Raw genomic sequence first — 22,632 nt, forward strand, 5'->3', positions numbered from 1 at the left:
ACTATGCTTAATTTCTTGTAGATCATTTATAGCAGATCAGTTTGAGTCCCCCTCTTCTGACTTGTATTTGTAGGTCACTTTCTTTAATATATTCTCATCTGCATCTTTAACCATGATAAGATTACCAAATTCATCATAATCATAGGAAGTATCTCGTCCATTTGCATCTATGATTTTTTTAATTCTACCGAGTGTATCATATTCATATAATTTAACATCATACACTCCTTCCATACTATTAGGATCATTTAACATCGACATTGAAAAGTCAATAGGAAAGGCACTTTCAGCTACACCCGATAAGGTTACTTGATAATTTGACCAGCCAAAAGAATGCACCCGCCCATCCTTTGCTACATAAGAAGTAGGCAAGCCATTCGGATCATACGACAGGTATTTTAAAGAAACTTCGAAAGGAGAAGTACCTTTTGAAGTAAGAACCTCATCCAGTCTGTAGTTTGAATTGTATCGGAAAAGTTGTCTATTTAAAATCTCATTTTCTGAAATATTACTAACTTTTTTGTAGTATGGGACAATAATATTCCTTTGTTGATACATTTCCTGCAGAGTATCATAATCGGAAGCACTTAGAATGCCTTGAGCTTCATTAGTATCACTAAAATTATAGAAAAACTCTTTTTTTCTAGTCGTCCCATCAGGGTATTCAACCTCTTCTGAATCAATGACCTGGTGATCGGGATTCCAGTTATATGTAGTTGTAATTTCACTTTCTATCCCATCTTCAATTTTTTTCTGCATCTGTTGGTATACATATCCCCTGCCTGAATAAATAGAGTATAAATTTATAGAAAGAGGACAAGCACCCTCTTGACAATTCCCATATACACGAACTCCAGGGATTGAATTAGACTGTTGACCATCGTTTTGGTACATTATGAAAATAGGATCTCGAACATACCCTGAAGATTCTTGATAAGTTCCCATAAAAAATGATGAATCTTTTTTTAATAATGAAGAGTCATACTTAAATATATTTCTATTGAAAATTTTTCCTCTTAGATAATCCCTTGTGGTATGTGGTGACCCAGGCCAAACATCAATCCTCTCTCCTGTATTGGTAAGATGGAATGCCCCAAATTTTACATCCTTAAGAAATTCTGGTGAAGCATAAGAAGTAACAATTTTACCATTTTCAGCTTGATTAATACTTTCAGTTACTTCTGAATAGCCAACATTACCCCCCAAAGTGGTGAGCGTTGGCTCGTTAGAACTGTATGTTCTGACCCAAGTTGCTGGATATGAACTGCCAAAGTGATCCGATAAAAAAGCAAATCCATAAGTGGGAATAGATACCAAATAGCCACTGGAAGAACCATCCGTTCTTAAATAACTATACGAGCGTGTCACACAATCTATACTATCAGAACAATTTACCAAGGATGCAACACGACCACCACCAACTTCCTTTTCAAGGGTTTCAACCTGATTCTCCCAAGTGAAAAAAAGCTGAACCACATCGTCAAAACAGCTACCACCATTGGGGTCATTTATATCGGTTGGACTAATGGTGACATCGTACGTCCCAGGATGTAGAAGAATGTTGTTAATGGCAGAAAAATCGATTCTTTTTGTTTGTCCTGTACTAACATTCTCGAAATCAATAAAAACGTTACATTGTTCTGTTGGAAAATATGAAAGTGCTGTAACCACCAATTCTGTAAATGGTCTTTCAATTAAATCTATTGTGATGGAGGTGGTGATTTCATTCGGAGCATCTAAAGTAAATGCACGGTTTTGAGAAACCTTATCACTCTCTATTTCAGGATTTGAACATGTATTGGCTTCATATTCAAGTTCTGTATAACCTCCTGTGGGATATGTTATTTTAGTAAGTATGCCTGCTTTCCCAAATTCGAAATTGCTATCCCTATCTGCACTCCCATATTTGACAAAAGGCTTAGAGCTATGAGATAAATAGCCTGTAAGGTCTATATATTGTACTGGCTCAAGTGTTGTATTGTTAACTGCACCATTATAATACCCCCAATGGTCTCTTGCCTTTGAATATCGACTTGGTAAATACTTTGATTCTTCATATTCAAATTGATGTGGGTTCATCTCCTTCACACCATCACTTCCAATTTTGGTTACCTTATCTAACTTCAACCTCCATTTGTGATTACCATCATCAAGTGGCTGTGAATTAATAGAATAAGGAACATAACTACAAGGATCTGAAATTGGAACTGTACCATTTTCGGTAAAATATGAGTAGTCAAAATCATATGATTTTACTCTTTGACCATTATAGTCAATTTCAATTTTATCAAGAAATTTGGTGTTTTTAAAATCGCATCGATCTATAGAACTTTGAATAAGATTGACCTCATATCCCCGACTATCATAAATTCTAATAGGTTTTAGCTGTCTTACTTTTGTTCTGTTAACAGCAATTAATTCTAGAGCCTCTGACTGGCTATTTGTTCTTGTCTCACTAAAAATATCCACTATGGAGTTGGTGCCAACATCGTACGGATTACCATCTTCATCAGCGTATTCAATATTTATGTAGGCAGTACTATCATGGTTCGTAATCTGAGTCAAGTACCAAGAAGAGACTTTATATCGGTTATCAGGACTTGTTCCTGAAAGACTAGTGCTAATCATCTCCTCCATAGCAGAAAATTTATAACGAATACCTTCAGGATTAATAACAGTGAATTCAGTAAATCTGTGGAATCCATTTGTGCTATGTGTAAACTCAATTTTGTTATCAGAATACGGTATATGAAGTATAGACGGATCGTGATGATCTTTATAGATCATAAATGATCCACTTATACCAGGGGCACTATACCTGAAGAGATCAGGCTCCCCATCAATTAGTCCGTAATAAATATCATCAAAATAAGGTTTGTTTTGGATAGATAAAGCAGGAATATCTGGTTTGAGATAATATCCTTCTTGAAAATCATCCGGCCTGTTTCTAATCTCCCGTGACACAGCACCTCCCGCACTTAAAGCCCATCCTAAACCAACCCAAGAGGCTCGTTCCTGAACTTTCACTCCGTTATTAGCTACATAGCTTAATTTAATAGGGAGTGACAAATCTTTTACCTCGAAGTTAAATATATCTATTGAAATATCTGCTGAGCCTGAATAATTATTGATGTTGGATACTCCACTTCTGTGAAATGACATTGCCTCTGGAGTTGGAGGAGTAATATTAGGATCAGCACTTTGTGCCTGCAAAAAGCTAGGCAAATTAAATAATAATGTAAAAACTAGATACTTGTATTTCATATCAAAAAATTAAATTTATCCTGATGGTCCATCTGTTTTCAGGGGCATTACTAAAATCAGGCTCTATTAAATTATACAAAATTTGAGTTTGTCCCTTAATGTCTTTATATAGACCATATTGTAAAGCCAGCCCTACCCAAGCCCTCGACTTTTGTGGCGCTAAGTTATACCACGAACCTTCCTTGTTTTCAGCTGGTTTCTTATAAGGCAGTTCATGTTCTAAATGCAAGAAAAAATTTCTGTAGAAATTGAACTGATTGAATATTCTGTGAGATAACTCTTGATTTGGTAAAAATGTAAATGAACTGTCTATGTCCATTATTCTCATTTGATAACTTATTCCAATACCACCTACCCATCTTTCATGGAGCTTATAGCCTAATGAGGGAGCAATTTGTATGGAAATACCATTTTGAAATTTAGAGCTAAAATTCAAGCTGAACTGCCATGGCTTGGAGGGTTTATTGCTTATCTTCTTTAAAACTGGCCCCTTAGGATTCAAGAGATTAACTTTACTGTACTTCCCTTTGAGGTCCTTCATTTTCTCCATACCCGCTTGGACAGTTTCCACATTTTCACTTAAGACCTTGGCGACATTTTTTGATGAATTGATTTTCGATTTATCCCACTTTAAATCATCCATTTGCGAACGGGCATTATTAGCTGCCCCTTCCATTCTATCTAGTTCTTGAAGTTCATCTATATTATCTTTTGCTAACGTCCCTGCCTTTTTTTCAATATCCTCAATAGTTAATGAATCTAAGTTTTGCCTTAAATTTAGATTTGAATTAATAGTTGATTTATCTTTTAATATTTTTTCAGGTATGACTTTTATAGGTTCTAGCTCAATTTTATTTAAGTCTGGTAGTTTACTTAATGGGATATTTGGTACATCATGCGTTTGAGCATGATTTAGAATATTTTGATTCTCAAATATAATACTTGATCCTAGATCTGATCCTTTAGGAAGGACCTTATGAATATCGGTACGATGAATTAAGGTATCTGCTATTTTATTGTAGCTGGTTAATTGCTCTCTATCATAACTACTAACAGAATCCAATTTTTTACTAAAATCTCTACCAACAATCTGATTATCAATATTTTGAATCGATACTTTTGAATGCTGTATTTCTGAACTAATTACATTAAGGCTATCTTCAACAATTTCAATAATGTTTAAGGAATCAGATTGTTCTTGACCAAGCAAGCTTAGAGGACTTGTCATGCTTACCAGCGAGATCACAAAAAGTCGAATGAGTTTAAAGGTTTTGTCAGGTTTTGGTTTCAAAACGTTCTTAAATATTACATTATCCTACAAGGATAAAACAGGTAAATTTAAAAACAAATTATTTGTTATTATTTTTCATCCCTTTGTAATTATATTCTATTAATATTACTATATTTATTACAATAGTTATATACGAGAATTAGAAGTAAATTTGATCTGGATGATGAGACAAGGTAACAAGTTTTATATCAGTCTCATTTTGTCTTGCTGTATTTAACAACGAACAGAAATTTCGGTAGTGAAGTAATTTTTTGCAAGCCTTTTGTAAGGAATATCAATCCATGGTTGAGAAATTTGTTTACTGGGTATTATCATCTCTATATCCTTTCTTTAGCCCTACAACAGTTCAGATATTTTAAAAGCACAGAGTTTTATCTAGCAAAAAAAGTCCCTAATTAAGAATCTTATTTAATAAAAATAATGAAAGTGTATAAAAATACAAGGCTTAAGCGGCCGCTTAAGCCCTTTACGATAGAGTTATAGATAAATCACCCCTGCCTCAACTCCAAAATTGTAATCTCAGGTGGGATTCCAATCCTTCCAGGATAACCAAGATAGCCATATCCCCTATTCACATACAGACTTTGATTTCCTTCTTGGTAAAGTCCTGCCCATTGCTTGTAAACATATTGAGATGGACTCCATTTGAAGCCTGGGATTTCTATTCCAAACTGAAAACCGTGAGTGTGCCCGGCAAGCATCAAATCAATATCTGGATAGTCTTTTCTGATTTGGGCATCCCAATGGCTAGGGTCATGGGAAAGTAATATTTTGGTTGGTAAACCTTCGGTACCAGCATAAGCTTTGCTAATATCTCCATATTTGGCAAATCTTCCTGCTCCCCAGTTTTCTACTCCTAAAACTGCCAAAGGCTCTTTATCCACTGTCAGGATTCGGTTTTCATTGGTTAGTAAATCCCACCCCATGAGTTTATGAGCTTCTTTTAAATCCTGCAGGTTTTGAGCTTTTGCTTTTTCACTACTCCAGTTTTTATAATCACCATAATCATGATTCCCCAGGGTAGAATAAACTCCTAAATCAGCTTTCAACTTTGAAAAGATAGGGATATATTTCTCTACTTCCTTGGCTTCATTATTCACCAAATCACCTGTAAAAAAAACCATATCAGGTTTTTCGGCCATCAGCATATCTATTCCGCCTTCAACTGCTATTCTATTCCAAAAACTACCACTATGAATATCAGAGAGCTGAGCTATTTTCACTCCGTGCCAAGCTTTCGGTAAATTGGGTATCACAATTGATTTTCTTCGGATGCGGTAATCATGTGCTCCTGAGATTATTCCAAAACTCATAGCTGCCAAAGGCAGAGTACCTGCGACCAATGCAGACTTAGCAAAAAACTCAGATCTACTTATTTTTTCTCCCTCAATACCACTTTTTGAATTATTTAAAAGATCAGTGATCTTATAAAAACTCCATTGTCCGAATCGAATTACATCGCCAATCAATAGCACCAATAAGGCAATAGTTTTTGAAAGGTAATTCATAAATACCAGCACCAACATAAACTGCCGAGCCACACGCGAAAAGAAATCAGGATTTCCAAAATGGTATAGGAAAAAGCCCAATAGCGTGATTGCAGTAAACCCCCAATAAATACCATAAGCAATGTTTTTCCCTAATTGAGAGAAATTTTGCACTCCTATTTTCAGTGCTTGAAAGACATATAGGTCAATCAAAATGAAAATGACAGCAACTAGCGGTATGAGGATTAGTTTGGACATGTGGTGGAGTTGGAAGTTGGAGGTTAGAAGTTGGGAGCGGAAACTTCGAGCTTCCTACTCCCAACTTCTAACTTATCGCCCTATCCCAAATTTAGCATTTAATTGATTTGCAATAAGATACATAACAGGTACGATTACCAATGTTAAAAAGGTTGCGAATGTCAAACCAAATATTATAGTCCAACAAATCGGTTCCCAAAACATAACGGAATCTCCACCTAAATAAAAATCTGGATTGTAGCTGGTGAATAACTGTATAAAATCAAAATTGAATCCAATTGCCAAAGGAATTAAACCTAGAATGGTTGTGATAGCAGTCAACAATACTGGTCTCAAACGAGTTTTTCCCGCTAGCATCACTGCCTCTTTTACCATTTCATAAGTTAAACTTTCACCTTCTTCCAAATTCAACTTCTTATTGGCCTTACTGATTTCAATAAAGTCAATAAGAACGATAGCATTATTTACTACTATACCTGCCAGTGAAATAATCCCTATCATAGTCATTACAATTACAAAATCCATCTGGAAAGCAACCAGTCCTAAGAATACACCAATGGTACTGAAAATCACAGAACTCATGATAATAAATGGAGCTGTCAATCTATTGAACTGAGCCACTATAATTAAGAATATCAAGAATACGGCAAGCAATAAAGCTATGCTTAAAAACTCTAGTTCCTCAGCTTGTTCTTCCTGTTCACCTGTAAATTTAATTTCATAGCCTGCAGGAACTTCAAAGTCCTTCATGGCTGCTTTTAATTGATTATTGACATTAGTGGCATTATATCCATCTAAAATATTGGAATAAACCGTCACCACTCTATCCAATTCTTTACGATTAATAGAACCATACGTACTGGTATATTCCACATCTGCTACAGCACTAATCGGCACTTGATTAACTTTTCCTGAAGATTGATCTCTATAGGTTATCTTTTTATTAATCAATGCATTTACATCATAACGATATTCATCATTGTAGCGCAACTGGATTTCATAGTCATCTTCACCTTCTTTATATTTAGAGATTTCCTTTCCGAAAAGCCCTGTTCTGATTTCATTGGCGATAGTTGCAGTACTTAAACCAAACCTTCTAGCACTTTCTCGATCAATGTTGATGGTCAATTCTGGCTTCCCTACCTCTAAATCTGTTTTTAAATCTTCAATACCTCCAATATTTTGATTATTAATAAAAACAGTTAGGTCTTCCGTAATTTGAATTAACTTATCATAATCTTCCCCACTAATTTCGATATTAAGCGGCTTCCCAGTTGGTGGTCCTGCCTGATCTTTATCTACGGTAATAGAAACACCAGCATATTTATCTGCCACAGCCTCCCTTATCTCATTCATCACTTTTGTGGTTGAAATTCCATTTCTGTATTTGAATTCCACAAAATTGACCGTAATTCTGGCTTTATTTGGCGTATCGGATTGCCCCATAGCAGTCGGATCACTTGGGTCACTCGCCCCTTTTCCTACATTAGCCACAACTGATTCAACTATTTCAGAATAAGGTTCAATCACTTTTTGAACTTCTTTCTCAATTTTAGTAGAGAATTCATTAGTATGTTCCACATCAGTTCCAACCGGAAACTCTACAAACACATTGACATATTTTGGTTCGTTTTCAGGGAAGAATAAAACATTTGGGGTAAAAACTCCCAATAACATTACGGAACCAAACAATGCTACAACTGTCCCTCCTAGGAATAAATAAGGATTTCTTCCTTTTATCGCAAAAGCAAGTGTACGTGAATATAAGCCTTCAACCGCAGGTAAAAATCCTCTTTGAAATTTTCTAGAAAGTGGAGTAAGAATATAGGTGTTGATTAAACCTAATGCACCAAACAAAATTGCCAGATTACCTAGCGCATAAACTTTCAACAGAATAAAAATTGCTCCAATGGCAAATGAAATTCCAGCAATTCTCCAAACTCTTTTATAATTCAATCTACCGCCTTCATCTATTCTCATGAATGAAGCTATAAATACCGGATTTATAACCAAGGCCACAAACAAAGAGGAACCTAAAGTAATTATTAAAGTAATCGGCAAGTATTTCATAAACTCCCCAATTAAACCAGGCCAAAATGCTAATGGCAAGAAGGCTGCTAAAGTGGTAGCTGTGGATGAAATAATAGGCAAGGCTACTTCTCCTACTCCAATTTTAGTGGCTTTGATTGGAGAATATCCTTCTTCCATTAAACGATAAACATTTTCCACTACCACAATGCCATTATCAACCAACATTCCCAATGCCATAATTAAAGAGAATAATACAATCATATTAATCGTAATTCCTAAGGCACCTAAAATCATGAAAGCCATAAAAATTGACATCGGAATAGCAATCCCCACAAAAAGTGCATTTCGAGTTCCTAAGAAGAATAACAGCACTAATACCACCAATATAACACCAGAAATAATGTTATTTTCCAAGCTACTTACCTGATCTCTTGTTTGTTGCGATTGGTCATTTGTAATTGTAACCTCCAATCCATCAGGAAATACTTCTTGTTTGGCTTTTTCAATTACCTCGTTAATTTTTTCAGTTAATATCAGTAAGTTTTCACCACTTCTCTTTACCGCATCCACCATTACAACCGCCTCGTTATTTAATCGAGCATAACTTTGCTTTTCTTTATAATCAAACTCAATTTCAGCAATATCTTTCAGGTATACGATGTTAGCATTTTCATTTTTAATGATAAGGTTTTCCAATTGCTCAGGATTATCATATTCACCAGAAATTGAAACTGTTCTTCTGATTTTACCCATTTTAATATTACCACCTGACATGGTCATATTCTCTTGCTGAACCGCTGTTTCAATATCGTTAAAGCTAATTTTACGAGCTTCCATTTCCAGTGGATCTACCATAATCCGAACTTCCTTTTCGTCTACTCCTCTAATCTCTGCTTTAGACATTTCTGGAAATTTCTCCATTTCCTCTTCCAGATACTCTGCATAGGAATTTAAGGTCTCTACACTGTAATTACCTGAGAGATTAATATTCATAATTGGAAATTCCGATACATTAAGCTCAAATACATTCGGATCATCTTGCAAATCAGATGGCAACTCTGATTTTGCTTGATCCACTGCATCTTTTACTTCTTGTAAAGCCTCTTCAACATCTGTATCAGTAGTAAACTCAACTATAATTGTTGAGAAATCCTGTACTGAGGTTGATTTAATATTATCCACTGAAGAAATGGTGTTAATTTCTTTTTCAAGTGGTCGAGTAATTAATTTCTCCATATCAGCTGGAGAGTTTCCTGGGTGTGGCGTACCAATATAAATAGTGGGTTGAGCTATTTCAGGAAAATTCTCTTTTGGTAAATTTATATAAGAAAAAATACCTAACACCACTATTAAAAAAGCCAATACATATACAGTAGTTCGGTTGTTGACCGAAAGGGTGGTTAGTCCAAACTCCTTTTCTACTTTCTTTTTATTCTGATCGCTCATAAATATCTTTTTTCGGAATTATTGTGCAATACGAACTTCTATTCCATTAACAGCTTCTCGGTAACCTTCTGAAATAATCACATCCCCATTTTTAAGACCGTTTAAAATTTCAGTTCTATCATTATAAGTCTTTCCTCTTTCAACTCTTACTTTTTTAGCTTTCTTTTGATTACCCTTGTTTTCAACCACAAAAACAAAATCACCTACATTATCTTGTTGAACTACATAAGAAGGAACTACTATGGCTTCCTGATTTTCATAATCCACCAAAGTTAGACGTGCAAACTGGTTTGGTTTTAAATTATCAACGAATTCATTGACTTTCACTTCCAATTGAAAAGTTCTGTTTGCCGGATTTATGACATAGCTTACTGCACTCACTACTGTAGAGAATGATTTCTTTATAGAAGGCAGATATACCTCTACTGAATCACCCTGATCAAAATCATTAATATATTCTTCAGAAACATCCGCTTTAAGGTACATTTCTTCTTGGCTTACCATGCTTAGTACGGGCAAGCCTGGCTGCACCATTTCTCCCATATTAACATTCACATCATTAATTCTTCCATTAAAAGGAGCTTTTAGATAAGCCATATCCAATTGAGATTGAGCAGTAGCTAATTGTCTTTCTAGCGTTTCCTTTCTGTTTTTAGCTTCCAAATACTGCACTTCAGTTCCAATTTCTTGTTCCCAAAGGTTTTTTTGCTTTTTGTAAATAGTGGTAGCTAAATCTAAAGCCGTTTTTAATTCTTTAATACTATTTTCTGTAGTAGAAGCATCCAATTTTACCAATAGTTGATTCCGCTTTACCATATCTCCAGGCGAGACATTGATCTGTGTAACCCTTCCCATGGTTTCAGCTCCCATTGTAATATTTTTTCGAGATGCCACTTCACCTTGAACATTGATTTTATGTTTAAAATCTTGAGGTTTCACAACCGCTTGCTTTATTAATACAGATTGATCTGTTTTTTTAGCAAATTCTGGGTCAAGTTTGGCAATTTCTTCTTGCAACTCGTTTGCCTCAATTGTTTTTTCTTGAATATCTTTCTCTATTCTTTCTAGTTTTGACTTCAATTTCTCAACATCGGAATTTCCTCCGCAAGCTGCCATGAAAACCGTAAGTGCAATTATTAAAAGTGAATTTCTCATTTTTATAGTTATTCTCATTTTTATCAAATCAATACAATATTCCTAATGCTTTTTCTAATTCTATTTTGGCAATCACCGCATCGTAAAGTGAGCTATAATAATTGGTTTCAGCCTCTTTCTTGGAAGTTTCAGCATCCAATAATTCACGACTGCTTGCTAAGCCATTTTTATATTTAGTTTCAATTTGCTCGTAAACAGATTGCGCCAAAGCCATATTTTGCTTTTGTACATCCATACTTTCTTTGGCCGACTTCAGATCGTCTTTTGCTTTTTTGATTTCCATGTCAATGGAGCTTTTCAATTGCTCCTTCTGAATTTCAATTTGCTCAATCTGAATTCTGTTTTTTTCCATTTTGCTTGATCGATTTAATCCAGTAAACAAATTCCACTGTATGCTAATACCAACAGCTCCAAAACTCAACCAATTATTACTGAAGTCAAATAATTCACTGGTGCCATTTACTCCCGAGTTCCATCCATAACTAAAATTTGCGTGTAACTTAGGAAGGTGGGTGGCTTTATTATTTCTCAAATCCAAATTGGCCAAATCTTGGTTAACTTGCAGGATAGAGAATTCACTTCTCTCTCTATAATCGAAATTTTCAGATTTATTCAAGTATTCCTCTGCCTCGAGGGTTAGGTTTGATATGCTACCAGAGAGTTCCAAAGGTGAGTTAATAGGCATTCCCATTTGAAATTTTAACATATCCATGGAAACGTCAAAGCTCCTTTTAGCCTTGTTATTTTCTGTCTGAATATTATTGTAATTCACATTGATTCTATCTACATCAATTTTCTCTGCAAATCCATTTTCATATAAGACTTTCGTTTCCTTGAGTACTCTTTCTAATTGCTCTTGATTAGCATCCAGCAATTTCAAACGCTCCTCGGTAATCAATACCAAATAGTAAGCTTTTGTAATAGCTTCCACGGTTTCCACCTCCGATTGATTAGATTCCTTTTGTCTTAATTCTCTTAAGGTTTTGGCTGCTTGAAGACCCACGAAGTAAGAGCCATCAAACAGAAGTTGCGAAACAGAAAAAGCAGCATTACCATCATATTCGGGACTAAATTGAACAGGGGTAAAACCTGGCTCAGGATTTCCTAAAATTTCATTGGGTAAAAATGCCTTTTGCACTTCATAATTATAATTCATCCCACTTTGAAACTTTACTTGCGGAAGACCCATAGATCGTGTTTCTCCTACTTGAGTCTCTGCAATGGCTTCTTCCATTCTCGTAGTTTTCAAATTTCGATTATTTTCCAATGCGTAATTCACACATTCTTCCAAACTCATAGGTTTGGTAATTTCCTCTTGCGCCAATATGCTAATAGGCATAAAAAAGGCAACTGCACAAAAAATTCTGATTTTGTTAAGCTTCATGCTCTTCATTTAAATATTGATTATATTTTTCTTTTCCTTTTTCAGTTAATATTCCATGAATAAAATGATCAAACAACTGTTCGTGAACTTCCTTGAAATCGAATTTATCCCTTGGGAAAACTTCATTATTAAAAGCCAATTGAACTTGTTCAATTCTTTGAATAATTAGAATTTCAGTATTAATTTCTTTTCTGAAATAGCCAGTGGAGATTCCATTTTCAATGATTTGACTCATTCTATCCTTCATAAAAGTGTTTTTAAACTCCAAAAACCTTTTATACGCCTTGGGGAAATAACGCTGTAAATCATAAAGAACCGTTGGATTTATTGCCTCTATCTGTACCTTCATACATTTTGAAATTCTATAAATAGATTCTATTGCGTCTTTACTGTTCTCTAAAACATTTTCTATTTCCTTGCGGTGGTCTGAAAAATGTTCATGAACAGATTTGAATACAATGCTATTTTTGTCATTAAAGAACTGATAGATTGTTTTTTTGCTTACCCCTACTTTTCTGGCTATATCATCCATTGTGATAGACTTCAAGCCAAATTGCATAAATAAGTTCTTTGCTCCCTCTAATATATTTTTCTCTGTACTCAAATTATTATATTGCGATTAATACTTCGGAAACTTTAATCAGATTGAAAGTTTCCTCGGTTTCCAACGGGCAAAGGTAGCTTTTGTTTATAATTTTTTAGAAAAATCATAAATATATTTTAACCTATTGAAAATTAAGCCGTTGGGTAGATTTTGCTATTTGCTAATTAATAATTTTAAATTTGGTTTTTAACAGCCACATAACCCATTAGTTTTTTCTAAATGAAGTACGACCATATAATATTTGGAGATAATATTTTAAATTATTCTATTAATGGAAATGGTAAAACACCACTTTTAGCCTTTCATGGATTTGGGCAATCAAAAGAAGTATATCTTCCCTTTTCTGAATTATTAGGGGATGAATATACTGTTTATGCATTTGACATCTATTACCATGGGAATAGTGAATGGAAGGACAGAAACCAAGCCTTGGAAAAGCAAGATTGGGAAGTAATATTAAAATCTTTTTTGGAAAAACATCAAATTGAAAAATTTGCAGTTGTAGGTTATAGCATGGGAGGAAAATTTGCTTTAGCTAGTTTAGAGCTATTTCCAAGAAAAATAAAAGAGTTTTTATTAATTGCACCAGATGGAATTAAAACTTCATTTTGGTACAGTTTGGCAACCTACCCTAATTCTTTTAGAAGATTTTTTAGAGCAATGATAGTGAAGCCGAAATACTTCTATCAGATTTTAACTTTCACAAAAAAAATGGGCTTGGTCGATAAAAGTTTACTGAAATTTGCCAATACCCAAATGAACACTAGAGAAAAAAGAAGAAGAGTTTATTTAACTTGGGTAGTTTTCAGGCATTTAAAATTTGATTTAAAATTAATAGCCTTCCTTATCAACCAGAATAAAATCCCGACAATGATGTTTACGGGCAAATATGATAAAATCATCACTGCCGAGAATATGATGGATTTATTAAAGCATGTAAAAGAATATGAGCATGTAATTCTGGAAGCGGGGCATAATACCTTGATTGCTGATACGGCTAAGCATTTGGCCAAAGCCCCTTAATCCCCAAAGGGGAAACTGGGCAGAATCAATTATTGAAATATAGTAGTAATAATTTAAAATAAATATTCTTGAATTTAAAGATAGAGCACCCTTATCTTGATTCTTGACTCTTGATTCTAGATTCTAGGTTCTTGGTTCTAGGTTAAATAATGGATAATTTCTAACTTTGCAGCTTTATTAATTCCACCTACATAAAACACATTATGCTTAGCTTTTTTCAGGGTAAAAATCATCAAATCTACGCTTTAGGACATCAAAATCCATTTTCAGAAACTGACTTAGAAAAACTTTTATGGTTGCTTGATGCAGAAAAAACAATCCCTGCTTCTGACTTAACAGGCATTTATGTTGGCCCTCGGAAAGAAATGGTGAGTCCTTGGAGTACCAACGCAGTGGAAATTACGCAAACCATGGGCTTAAACGGCATCTTCCGAATTGAGATGTTCGAAGGCATTGAAAAGCTCAGCGATATAATTGATCCAATGCTTCAAGCAAAATATCAAGGCTTGAATGAAGATATTTTTACGATCGATAAACAACCTGATCCAGTAGAATTAATTGAAGACATTGCAGCCTACAATGAAAAAGAAGGCTTAGCCCTGAGCAAAGAGGAAATAGATTACCTTGAACAAGTAAGCAAAGAATTAGACCGCCCTTTGACCGACAGTGAAGTTTTCGGATTCTCGCAAGTAAATTCAGAACACTGTCGACACAAAATATTCAATGGGACATTCGTAATTGACGGAAAGGAAATGCCCAATACGCTTTTCCAGATGATCAAGAAGACCTCAAAAGAAAACCCAAACAGAATTGTATCGGCATATAAAGATAATGTGGCTTATGTTGAAGGTCCTGAAGTAGAACAGTTTTCATCTCAAAATCCTGAAAAGGCAGATTATTTCCAAAAGAAAAAATTCAAATCCGTAATTTCCTTAAAAGCAGAAACTCACAACTTCCCTACTACCGTAGAGCCGTTTTACGGTGCTGCAACGGGTTCAGGCGGTGAAATCAGAGATAGAATGGCGGGTGGTAAAGCAGGAATTCCTTTAGCGGGAACAGCCGTTTATATGACTTCCTATTCACGATTAAAAGGTAATCGTCCGTGGGAAAACCACATGGGAGAAAGGCCTTGGCTTTACCAAAGTCCAGTAGATATTTTGATTAAAGCTTCCAATGGAGCTTCTGATTTTGGAAATAAATTTGGTCAGCCCTTAATCTCTGGTTCTGTACTGACTTTTGAACATGAACATGCTGGTAAAAAATACGGCTACGACAAAGTCATCATGCAAGCCGGTGGAATTGGCTATGGAGTTGCCGAACAAAGCAAAAAAGATGTTCCGCAAAAAGGCGATAAAATTGTGGTAATGGGTGGTGATAACTACCGAATCGGCATGGGCGGAAGTGCCGTTTCATCAGTAGACACTGGTTCTTTTGCCAATCAAATCGAATTGAATGCAGTTCAGCGTGCCAATCCAGAGATGCAAAAAAGAGTAGCCAATGCAATCCGTGCTATGGCTGAATCTTCAGAAAACCCAATCGTTTCTATCCACGATCATGGTGCTGGTGGACATTTAAATTGTCTTTCAGAACTAGTAGAAGATACTGGTGGAAAAATTGATTTAAGGAAGCTTCCAATTGGAGACACTACCCTATCGGCCAAAGAAATTGTAGGGAATGAATCGCAAGAGAGAATGGGCTTAGTGATTAAAGAAAAAGATATTGCCAAGCTGGAAAAGGTTTCACAGCGCGAGAGAGCGCCATTTTATGTAGTAGGAGAAATTACGGGTGACCATCATTTCAGTTTTGAAGATACTGAAACCGGTACAAACCCAGTAGACTGGCCATTAGCTTCTATGTTTGGAAGTGCTCCAAAAACGATATTGGCGGATCAAAAACAAAGCACAACTTTTACTACCTTACAATACGAGACTAAAGAAATTGAAGGATATATCAGAGATGTTCTGAAATTAGAATCAGTGGCTTGCAAAGACTGGTTAACTAACAAAGTGGATCGATGCGTAACCGGAAAAGTTGCCAAACAACAAACTACGGGTCCCATCCAATTGCCCTTAAATAATGTTGCGGTAATGGCGCTTGATTACAAAGGTGAGAAAGGAATTGCTACTTCTATTGGTCATGCTCCAGTGAGTGCATTAATTGATCCGAAAGCTGGTTCTGAATTATCTATAGCAGAAGCCTTAACCAACATCATTTTCGCTCCTATTCAGGATGGATTAAAAGGAATATCCTTAAGCGCCAACTGGATGTGGCCCGCAAAAAATGAAGGAGAAAATGCCAGGTTATATGAAGCTGTGGAAGCCATAAGTGATTTTGCGATCGAACTAGGCGTTAATATCCCTACAGGTAAAGATTCACTTTCCATGGTGCAGAAATATCCATCAGGTGATAAGGTTTATGCTCCTGGGACTGTAATTATATCCGCAGCAGGAGAAGTTTCTGATATTCGTAAAACCCTAGAAACTGCATTAATCCCGCAAGAAAATAGCCAATTGATTTATATCAATATGGGAAAAGGAAATTTTGAATTAGGAGGTTCTGCATTTTCTCAAACTCGTGCTTCCTTAGGAGAAGAAACCATAAAAATTAATTCAGTAAGTCATTTCAAAAATGCTTACGAGACTGTTCAGAAGTTAATAAATGAGGAAAAAATCTTATCTGGCCATGATATTGGATCAGGAGGATTAATTACTTCCATCTTAGAAACTACCTTTCCGCATCAAAATATTGGATTAGACATCAATTTCGATGGATTCAAAGAAGATGATTTAGTAAAACTACTATTCAGCGAGCAACCTGGCTTATTGCTTCAAATCGAAGACAATTCTGTAATCGAAGAATTGAAAAAATCTGAAATTGACGTTATTGCATTAGGTTCAATTACTAAATCAAACAAAATTCAGATCCATAAAAACAATCAAACTATTGATCTTGACATAGCAAGTTTAAGAGACGAATGGTATGAAACCTCCTATTTATTGGATGAAAAGCAAAGCGGAAAAGCGTTAGCTAAATCACGTTTTGATAATTATAAAAATCAAGCATTGTCATTTGACTTTCCAAAGCATTTTAAAGGCACTTTTGAGTCTTTAGGATTAGACTCCAACAGGAATTCAGAAAGTGGAATAAAAGCAGCTATTATCCGTGAAAAGGGCGTGAACAGTGAGCGTGAAATGGCTTATATGATGTATATGGCAGGCTTTGATGTCAAAGACATCCACATGACCGATTTAATGAGCGGTGAGGAAGATCTATCAGATGTCAATTTCATTGTGTTTACTGGAGGATTCTCAAATTCTGATGTATTAGGTTCTGCAAAAGGTTGGGCAGGTGCTTTCAAATACAATGAAAATGCACAAAGAGCTCTGAAAAATTTCTATGATAGAAAAGATACCTTGAGTATGGGAGTTTGTAACGGATGTCAATTAATGATCGCCTTGGATCTAATTTATCCTGCACACAAAGAGAAAATTAAAATGGCACATAATGATTCTCATAAATTTGAATGTGGTTTTGTGAATGTAGAGGTACCGGAAAATAATTCAGTAATGCTATCGAGTCTTAAAAATAGCAAGCTAGGTATTTGGATTGCTCATGGAGAAGGAAAATTTGTAATGCCTTTAGCGGAAAAAGAGTACAAAATTGCTGCTAAATACAGTTATAATCAATATCCTGCAAATCCAAATGGATCAGATTATAACACCGCTGCAGTTTGTTCTGAAGATGGTAGACATTTAGCCATTATGCCGCACCTAGAAAGAAGTATTTTCCCTTGGAACTGGGCAAATTACCCTGCTGAAAGGAAAGCTGATGAAATCTCACCTTGGGTAGAAGCTTTGGTAAACGCTAGAAAATGGGTTGAGAAAATGTCGTAAAATTGACTTTTTATAAAATTTAGCAAAACTGCTTAACAATAGTATCAAAATCTTGTTAAATTGGTGATATGAAAAAGTTGTGTCATATTTTACTAGTTGTACTACTGTTTTCAAATGGATGTTTTATATCAAAAGAATATCCAGTCGAATATGATTATAATTTTTTGGGTGATTTTGATAATTATAAGTCATTTGATTTTTTTATGACCCCAAAAACTATGGAGGACGATCAAATCGATCTAATCCAGTCAACTATTAAATCGCATTTAGAATTAATAGGGTACAGCTACAATACTGAGAACCCAAGTTTTTATGTAAATTTTCTATACCTAAGTGATTCTTTAAGATACCGTGGTTATGAACAACCCAAAATGGAAAATTTTGTATTGTTCAAAAACAAAAATCAAAAAGAGAAAGAAGAGTATTTAAAGAAAGACTTAAACATTACAAATGGGACTTTAGTCATTAATTTTACTGAAACCTCAAACTATTCCATGATTTGGCAAGGATATACAACTGATCTGTATTCAGAAAATATTTTCGATGACCCTAGAAAAGTGAGGGTTGCAGTTTTAAGTATTCTGAACAACTATGCTTACCTACCGATGGAAGAAAAAAATAATTAATTTTTTTCACCTCTTTGTTTGCAAATAATAAATCCGTTTTTACCTTTGTATTCCCTTAGCGATAAGGCAAACAAAACTGCCCGATGGTGTAACTGGCAACACGTCTGTTTTTGGTACAGAAGAGTCTAGGTTCGAGCCCTAGTCGGGCAACAAAATCCCGTCCAAAAAGTAATAGGACGGGATATTTTATTTTAAGCGCAAAAAATAAAAACATGTCTTCCGTTAAAATCTTCTCTGGTTCTGCTTCAAAATATTTATCTGAAAGAATAGCTGCTAGCTACGGCAAACCATTAGGAGATGTCGAATTGCAAAAATTTAGTGATGGAGAGCTTTCTCCCTATTTTACAGAATCGATTAGAGGTCATCATGTATTCTTAATCCAATCTACCTTCCCTCCTGCTGATAACATTATGGAATTGCTTCTAATGATAGATGCAGCAAGAAGAGCAAGTGCTTATAAGGTGACTTTAGTAGTTCCCTATTTTGGCTATGCTCGTCAGGATAGAAAAGATAAACCGAGAGTTGCAATCGGGGCAAAAATGTTAGCTAATATTTTTGAAGCAGCTGGTGCAGACAGAATTGTAACTTGTGATTTACATGCCGGGCAAATTCAAGGTTTCTTCAACATCCCTGTTGATCACATGGATGCATCTGCTATTTTTGTACCTTATTTACAAGAAAGTATCACTGAAGACACCATTTTTGCTTCACCAGATATAGGAGGTTCAGCAAGAGCAAGGAAATATGCAAAGCACTTCAAAGTAGATATGGTAGTTTGTGACAAACAAAGAAAAAAAGCAAACGAGGTTGACGCAATGCAGGTGATTGGTGATGTTGATGGTAGAGATGTAATTATTTTTGATGACTTAGTGGATACAGCAGGAACCTTATGCAAGGCTGCAGATATGCTGAAAGAAAAAGGCGCTAAATCGGTAAGGGCAATTATTACGCATCCTGTCTTATCAGGAAATGCTTATGAAAATATTGCCAACTCTACTTTAGATGAGTTGATCACCACCGATACTTTGCCTTTAAAGCAAAAATCAGATAAAATTAAAGTGCTTTCGGTAGCAGATATGTTTGCCAAAGCCATTAGAAAAATACACGACAATGAATCTATTAGTTCATTGTTCATATAAATAGTAATTATTCACTTTTAACAAATATATATTATGAAAACTGTTGAGATTATAGGGTATAAAAGAGCAAATCTTGGCAAAAAAGAGGCGAAAAGATTAAGAGCGGAAGCTATGGTTCCTGCCGTATTATACGGTGGTGATGAGCAAATCCACTTTTATGCGCCAATGATTCTTTTTCGCCCACTAGTATTTACTGCTGAAGCACATTTCGTTAACATCAATATTGAAGGCGATGAGTACCAAGCAATATTACAAGACGTTGCATTTCACCCAGTAAGTGAAATCATCTTACATGCTGATTTCTTACAATTACACAAAGGAAAGAATATCAAAATGAATATTCCTGTTCATTTGGAAGGTACTGCACCTGGTGTAACTAAAGGGGGTACATTGATTCACAAGAGAAGAAGCCTTCTAGTAAAAGCCTTACCTAAAGATATGCCAGAGCATATTACATTAGACATCAGTGCACTAGATTTTGGTAAATCAATTAAAGTAGAATCAGTTTCTGTTGAAAATTGTGAGATATTGGATACTCCACAAGCATCAATTGCCGTTGTTGAGATTCCAAGAGCACTTAGAGGAAAAGCAACAGAGGATGAAGGAGAAGAAGTTGAGGGAGAAGAAGGAGCTGAAGGAGAAGGTGCAGACGCACCTGCTGAAGGAGCAGAAAGTTAATTCTCAAAAATCTTATAAATTATTCAAATCCTGTTCATGTTTCATGGACAGGATTTTTTTGTTTATAACTTATCCGTTACTATTTAACGCTAGTTTTAATATCTTAGCAAGAAAATGCTAAGTAGATTATTAATTGATCAATCTTCAAAGTTTTGGACACACAATTAAAAAGAATCAATAAATTCCTAAGTGAGGCTGGATACTGTTCCCGTAGAAATGCTGATAAATTGATAGAGGAAGGAGCTGTTACTATAAATGGAAAAATTCCTGAAATGGGCACTAAAGTTGGGCCTGACGATGAAGTTAGAGTAAAAGGTGAGTTAATCACAGAACCTAATTCTAATTTTGTCTATCTGGCTTTCAATAAACCTAGAGGAATTGTATGCACAACTGATACTCGCAGGGAAAAAGATAATATCATAGATTACATCAATTATCCCGAAAGAATTTTTCCTATTGGAAGATTAGATAAATATAGCGAAGGGTTAATTCTGCTAACCAATGATGGGGATATTGTCAATAAAATTTTACGAGCCCGGAATAATCACGAAAAGGAATATATCGTTCACTTAAATAAACCCATCAAAGGAGATTTTATTCAAAAAATGGGTGATGGAGTTCCTATTTTGGATACGGTCACCAAAAAATGTTTCGTGGAACAAATAGGCAAAAGCTCCTTTAAAATTATTCTAACGCAAGGTCTAAACCGCCAAATCAGAAGGATGTGTGAATATTTCGATTATAAAGTGGCTGGTTTGAAGCGAATTAGAATCATGAATGTGAAATTAGATACTGAGAAAGGGAAATGGAGACATCTTACTCCAAATGAATTAAAAGAAATCCAGGAATTAGTCAGTCATTCTGATAAAACCCATGATAGTTAAAGGCTTCATATCAATCATATTTTTTAGCCTTTGCAGTTATAACATTTCATTCTCGCAAGAGACACCCATTATCTATTTATTTCCCGGGCAAGGTTCAGATGAGCGATTATTTGATAGCTTAGAATTCAAAAATCATACAGAAATAGTTCACATAAAATACCCTATTCCTGAAAAAGGAAGTTCTTTGCCTGATTTTGCAATAAGGATTTCTCAGCAAATTGACACCTCTCAGCAATTTGTTTTGATTGGCGTTTCTTTAGGTGGAATGATAATCACAGAACTCAATGAATTTCTCCATCCTTATAAATCAATTATCATTTCCAGTGCCAAATCTCGCTCCGAACTCCCCTTCCGCTATCGATTCCAAAAAGTAATTCCTCTTTATAAAATAATACCTCCGAAATTGATGTTGGCTGGAGCCAAATTTTTGCAGCCAATAGTAGAGCCTGACAGAAATACCAATAAAAGTACTTTTAAAAGTATGCTATCAAGCAAAGACCCCATTTATATGAAACGCACTGTTGAAATGATCATTAAATGGGAAAGGGAAAATGCTAAGGAAAGCATTATTCATATCCATGGAACTAAGGACCATACTATCCCCATAAGAAATGTAAAGCCCACCTATATCGTTGAAGGAGGTTCGCACATGATGACTTTAACACAGCCCTCTCCTATTAATGAAATTATAATGAATTATTTGAATCATTAAAATACTCGGCACTCCCATAAAAATCATTTATTTTTGCGTTTTGAAAACTGAAGAGCATTAAGAAATAAGCAAAAATAAGTGAAGACGAATTTACACCAACCGTCTGATAAATATTTCTTGCGAATTGCATCCCGGGAAATACGGGACAAGTTGTGACAATAAAAAATAAACATAAACACATGAAATACCTGATTGTAGGTTTAGGAAATATTGGAGCTGAGTATGAGATAACCCGTCATAATATCGGTTTTTTAACTCTGGACAGATTAGCTGACCAGCAGAAAGTGGCATTTGAAACCTTGAAACTTGCCATGAAAGCTGAGTTCAAATATAAGGGAAGGCAAATCCATTTAATTAAGCCAACTACGTACATGAACCTATCAGGAAAGGCGGTAAACTATTGGATGCAAGAACTTAAAATACCAAAGGAAAACATCATGGTGATCACAGATGATATTGCTCTTCCTTTCGGTAAATTGCGACTGAGGGCAAAAGGTTCATCAGCAGGTCACAATGGGTTAAAAAATATTGAAGACTTAACAGGGGGACAAAATTACGCCCGATTGAAATTTGGCATTGGGGATAATTTCCACAAAGGACAGCAAGTAGATTATGTATTAAGCCCTTTTACTCAGCAAGAATTTGATGAGTTGCCGTTTATTATGGATAAAGCTTGTGATATGGTTCTAGGATTTACGACCATTGGGGTCAATAGAACTATGAGCGAGTTTAATGATTAAATCCCCTATCGCTAGCC

15 protein-coding genes and 1 tRNA gene are annotated in these 22,632 nt (G+C 35.3%); 9 read left to right on the forward strand and 7 right to left on the reverse strand.

Translation table 11 applies throughout. From position 1 onward, the window contains the following. Positions 1 to 36 precede the first annotated feature (36 nt). From FTRAC_RS02705 to FTRAC_RS02735, 7 genes are all read right to left on the reverse strand, one after another. A complete protein-coding gene (locus FTRAC_RS02705) occupies positions 37 to 3,264 on the reverse strand; it encodes an RHS repeat protein (RefSeq protein ID WP_013452696.1) in 3,228 nt (1,075 codons plus the stop codon). 1 nt (position 3,265) lies between these two features. Next, the gene (locus FTRAC_RS02710) at positions 3,266 to 4,492 is read right to left on the reverse strand and encodes a hypothetical protein (protein ID WP_041649449.1); all 1,227 of its coding nucleotides are present in this window, start codon (positions 4,490 to 4,492) and stop codon (positions 3,266 to 3,268) included. Positions 4,493 to 5,043: 551 nt separating this feature from the next. Continuing rightward, positions 5,044 to 6,300, reverse strand: coding sequence for a metallophosphoesterase (locus FTRAC_RS02715; RefSeq protein WP_013452698.1), 1,257 nt, complete (start codon positions 6,298 to 6,300; stop codon positions 5,044 to 5,046). A 72-nt stretch (positions 6,301 to 6,372) separates the two neighbouring features. Next, on the reverse strand, positions 6,373 to 9,777 hold the full coding sequence (locus tag FTRAC_RS02720; protein ID WP_013452699.1) for an efflux RND transporter permease subunit: 3,405 nt from the start codon (positions 9,775 to 9,777) through the stop codon (positions 6,373 to 6,375). Positions 9,778 to 9,795: 18 nt separating this feature from the next. Further along, positions 9,796 to 10,932, reverse strand: a complete 1,137-nt coding sequence (locus FTRAC_RS02725; protein WP_013452700.1) for an efflux RND transporter periplasmic adaptor subunit — start codon at positions 10,930 to 10,932, stop codon at positions 9,796 to 9,798. Between the two features lie 28 nt (positions 10,933 to 10,960). Further along, positions 10,961 to 12,316, reverse strand: a complete 1,356-nt coding sequence (locus FTRAC_RS02730; protein ID WP_041649451.1) for a TolC family protein — start codon at positions 12,314 to 12,316, stop codon at positions 10,961 to 10,963. Further along, entirely contained in the window at positions 12,306 to 12,920 is a 615-nt protein-coding gene (locus FTRAC_RS02735; RefSeq protein ID WP_013452702.1) for a TetR/AcrR family transcriptional regulator, read from the reverse strand. Before FTRAC_RS02735 ends, FTRAC_RS02730 begins: the two co-directional genes overlap by 11 nt. Before the next feature lie 219 nt (positions 12,921 to 13,139). Here FTRAC_RS02735 and FTRAC_RS02740 point away from each other — a divergent pair, with 219 nt between their 5' ends. The 9 genes from FTRAC_RS02740 (at position 13,140) to pth (ending at position 22,615) form a co-directional block, all read left to right on the forward strand. Further along, the gene (locus FTRAC_RS02740) at positions 13,140 to 13,943 is read left to right on the forward strand and encodes an alpha/beta fold hydrolase (protein ID WP_013452703.1); all 804 of its coding nucleotides are present in this window, start codon (positions 13,140 to 13,142) and stop codon (positions 13,941 to 13,943) included. A 203-nt stretch (positions 13,944 to 14,146) separates the two neighbouring features. Further along, entirely contained in the window at positions 14,147 to 17,836 is a 3,690-nt protein-coding gene (gene purL / locus FTRAC_RS02745; RefSeq protein ID WP_013452704.1) for a phosphoribosylformylglycinamidine synthase, read from the forward strand. A 68-nt stretch (positions 17,837 to 17,904) separates the two neighbouring features. Then, a complete protein-coding gene (locus tag FTRAC_RS02750; RefSeq protein WP_013452705.1) occupies positions 17,905 to 18,462 on the forward strand; it encodes a DUF4136 domain-containing protein in 558 nt (185 codons plus the stop codon). A 77-nt stretch (positions 18,463 to 18,539) separates the two neighbouring features. Then, positions 18,540 to 18,612 (forward strand) — tRNA-Gln (locus FTRAC_RS02755). A gap of 62 nt (positions 18,613 to 18,674) precedes the next feature. Then, entirely contained in the window at positions 18,675 to 19,601 is a 927-nt protein-coding gene (locus tag FTRAC_RS02760; RefSeq protein ID WP_013452706.1) for a ribose-phosphate pyrophosphokinase, read from the forward strand. A gap of 33 nt (positions 19,602 to 19,634) precedes the next feature. Beyond that, on the forward strand, positions 19,635 to 20,279 hold the full coding sequence (locus tag FTRAC_RS02765) for a 50S ribosomal protein L25/general stress protein Ctc (RefSeq protein WP_013452707.1): 645 nt from the start codon (positions 19,635 to 19,637) through the stop codon (positions 20,277 to 20,279). A 152-nt stretch (positions 20,280 to 20,431) separates the two neighbouring features. Continuing rightward, positions 20,432 to 21,163, forward strand: a complete 732-nt coding sequence (locus FTRAC_RS02770) for a pseudouridine synthase (RefSeq protein WP_013452708.1) — start codon at positions 20,432 to 20,434, stop codon at positions 21,161 to 21,163. Beyond that, positions 21,153 to 21,875, forward strand: coding sequence for an alpha/beta fold hydrolase (locus tag FTRAC_RS02775; protein WP_013452709.1), 723 nt, complete (start codon positions 21,153 to 21,155; stop codon positions 21,873 to 21,875). The genes FTRAC_RS02770 and FTRAC_RS02775 overlap by 11 nt, the downstream gene beginning before the upstream one ends. A 179-nt stretch (positions 21,876 to 22,054) precedes the next feature. After that, entirely contained in the window at positions 22,055 to 22,615 is a 561-nt protein-coding gene (pth, locus tag FTRAC_RS02780; protein ID WP_013452710.1) for an aminoacyl-tRNA hydrolase, read from the forward strand. Positions 22,616 to 22,632 lie beyond the last annotated feature (17 nt).

This window comes from Marivirga tractuosa DSM 4126 (assembly GCF_000183425.1).
GTDB classification, from domain to species: Bacteria; Bacteroidota; Bacteroidia; order Cytophagales; family Cyclobacteriaceae; genus Marivirga; species Marivirga tractuosa.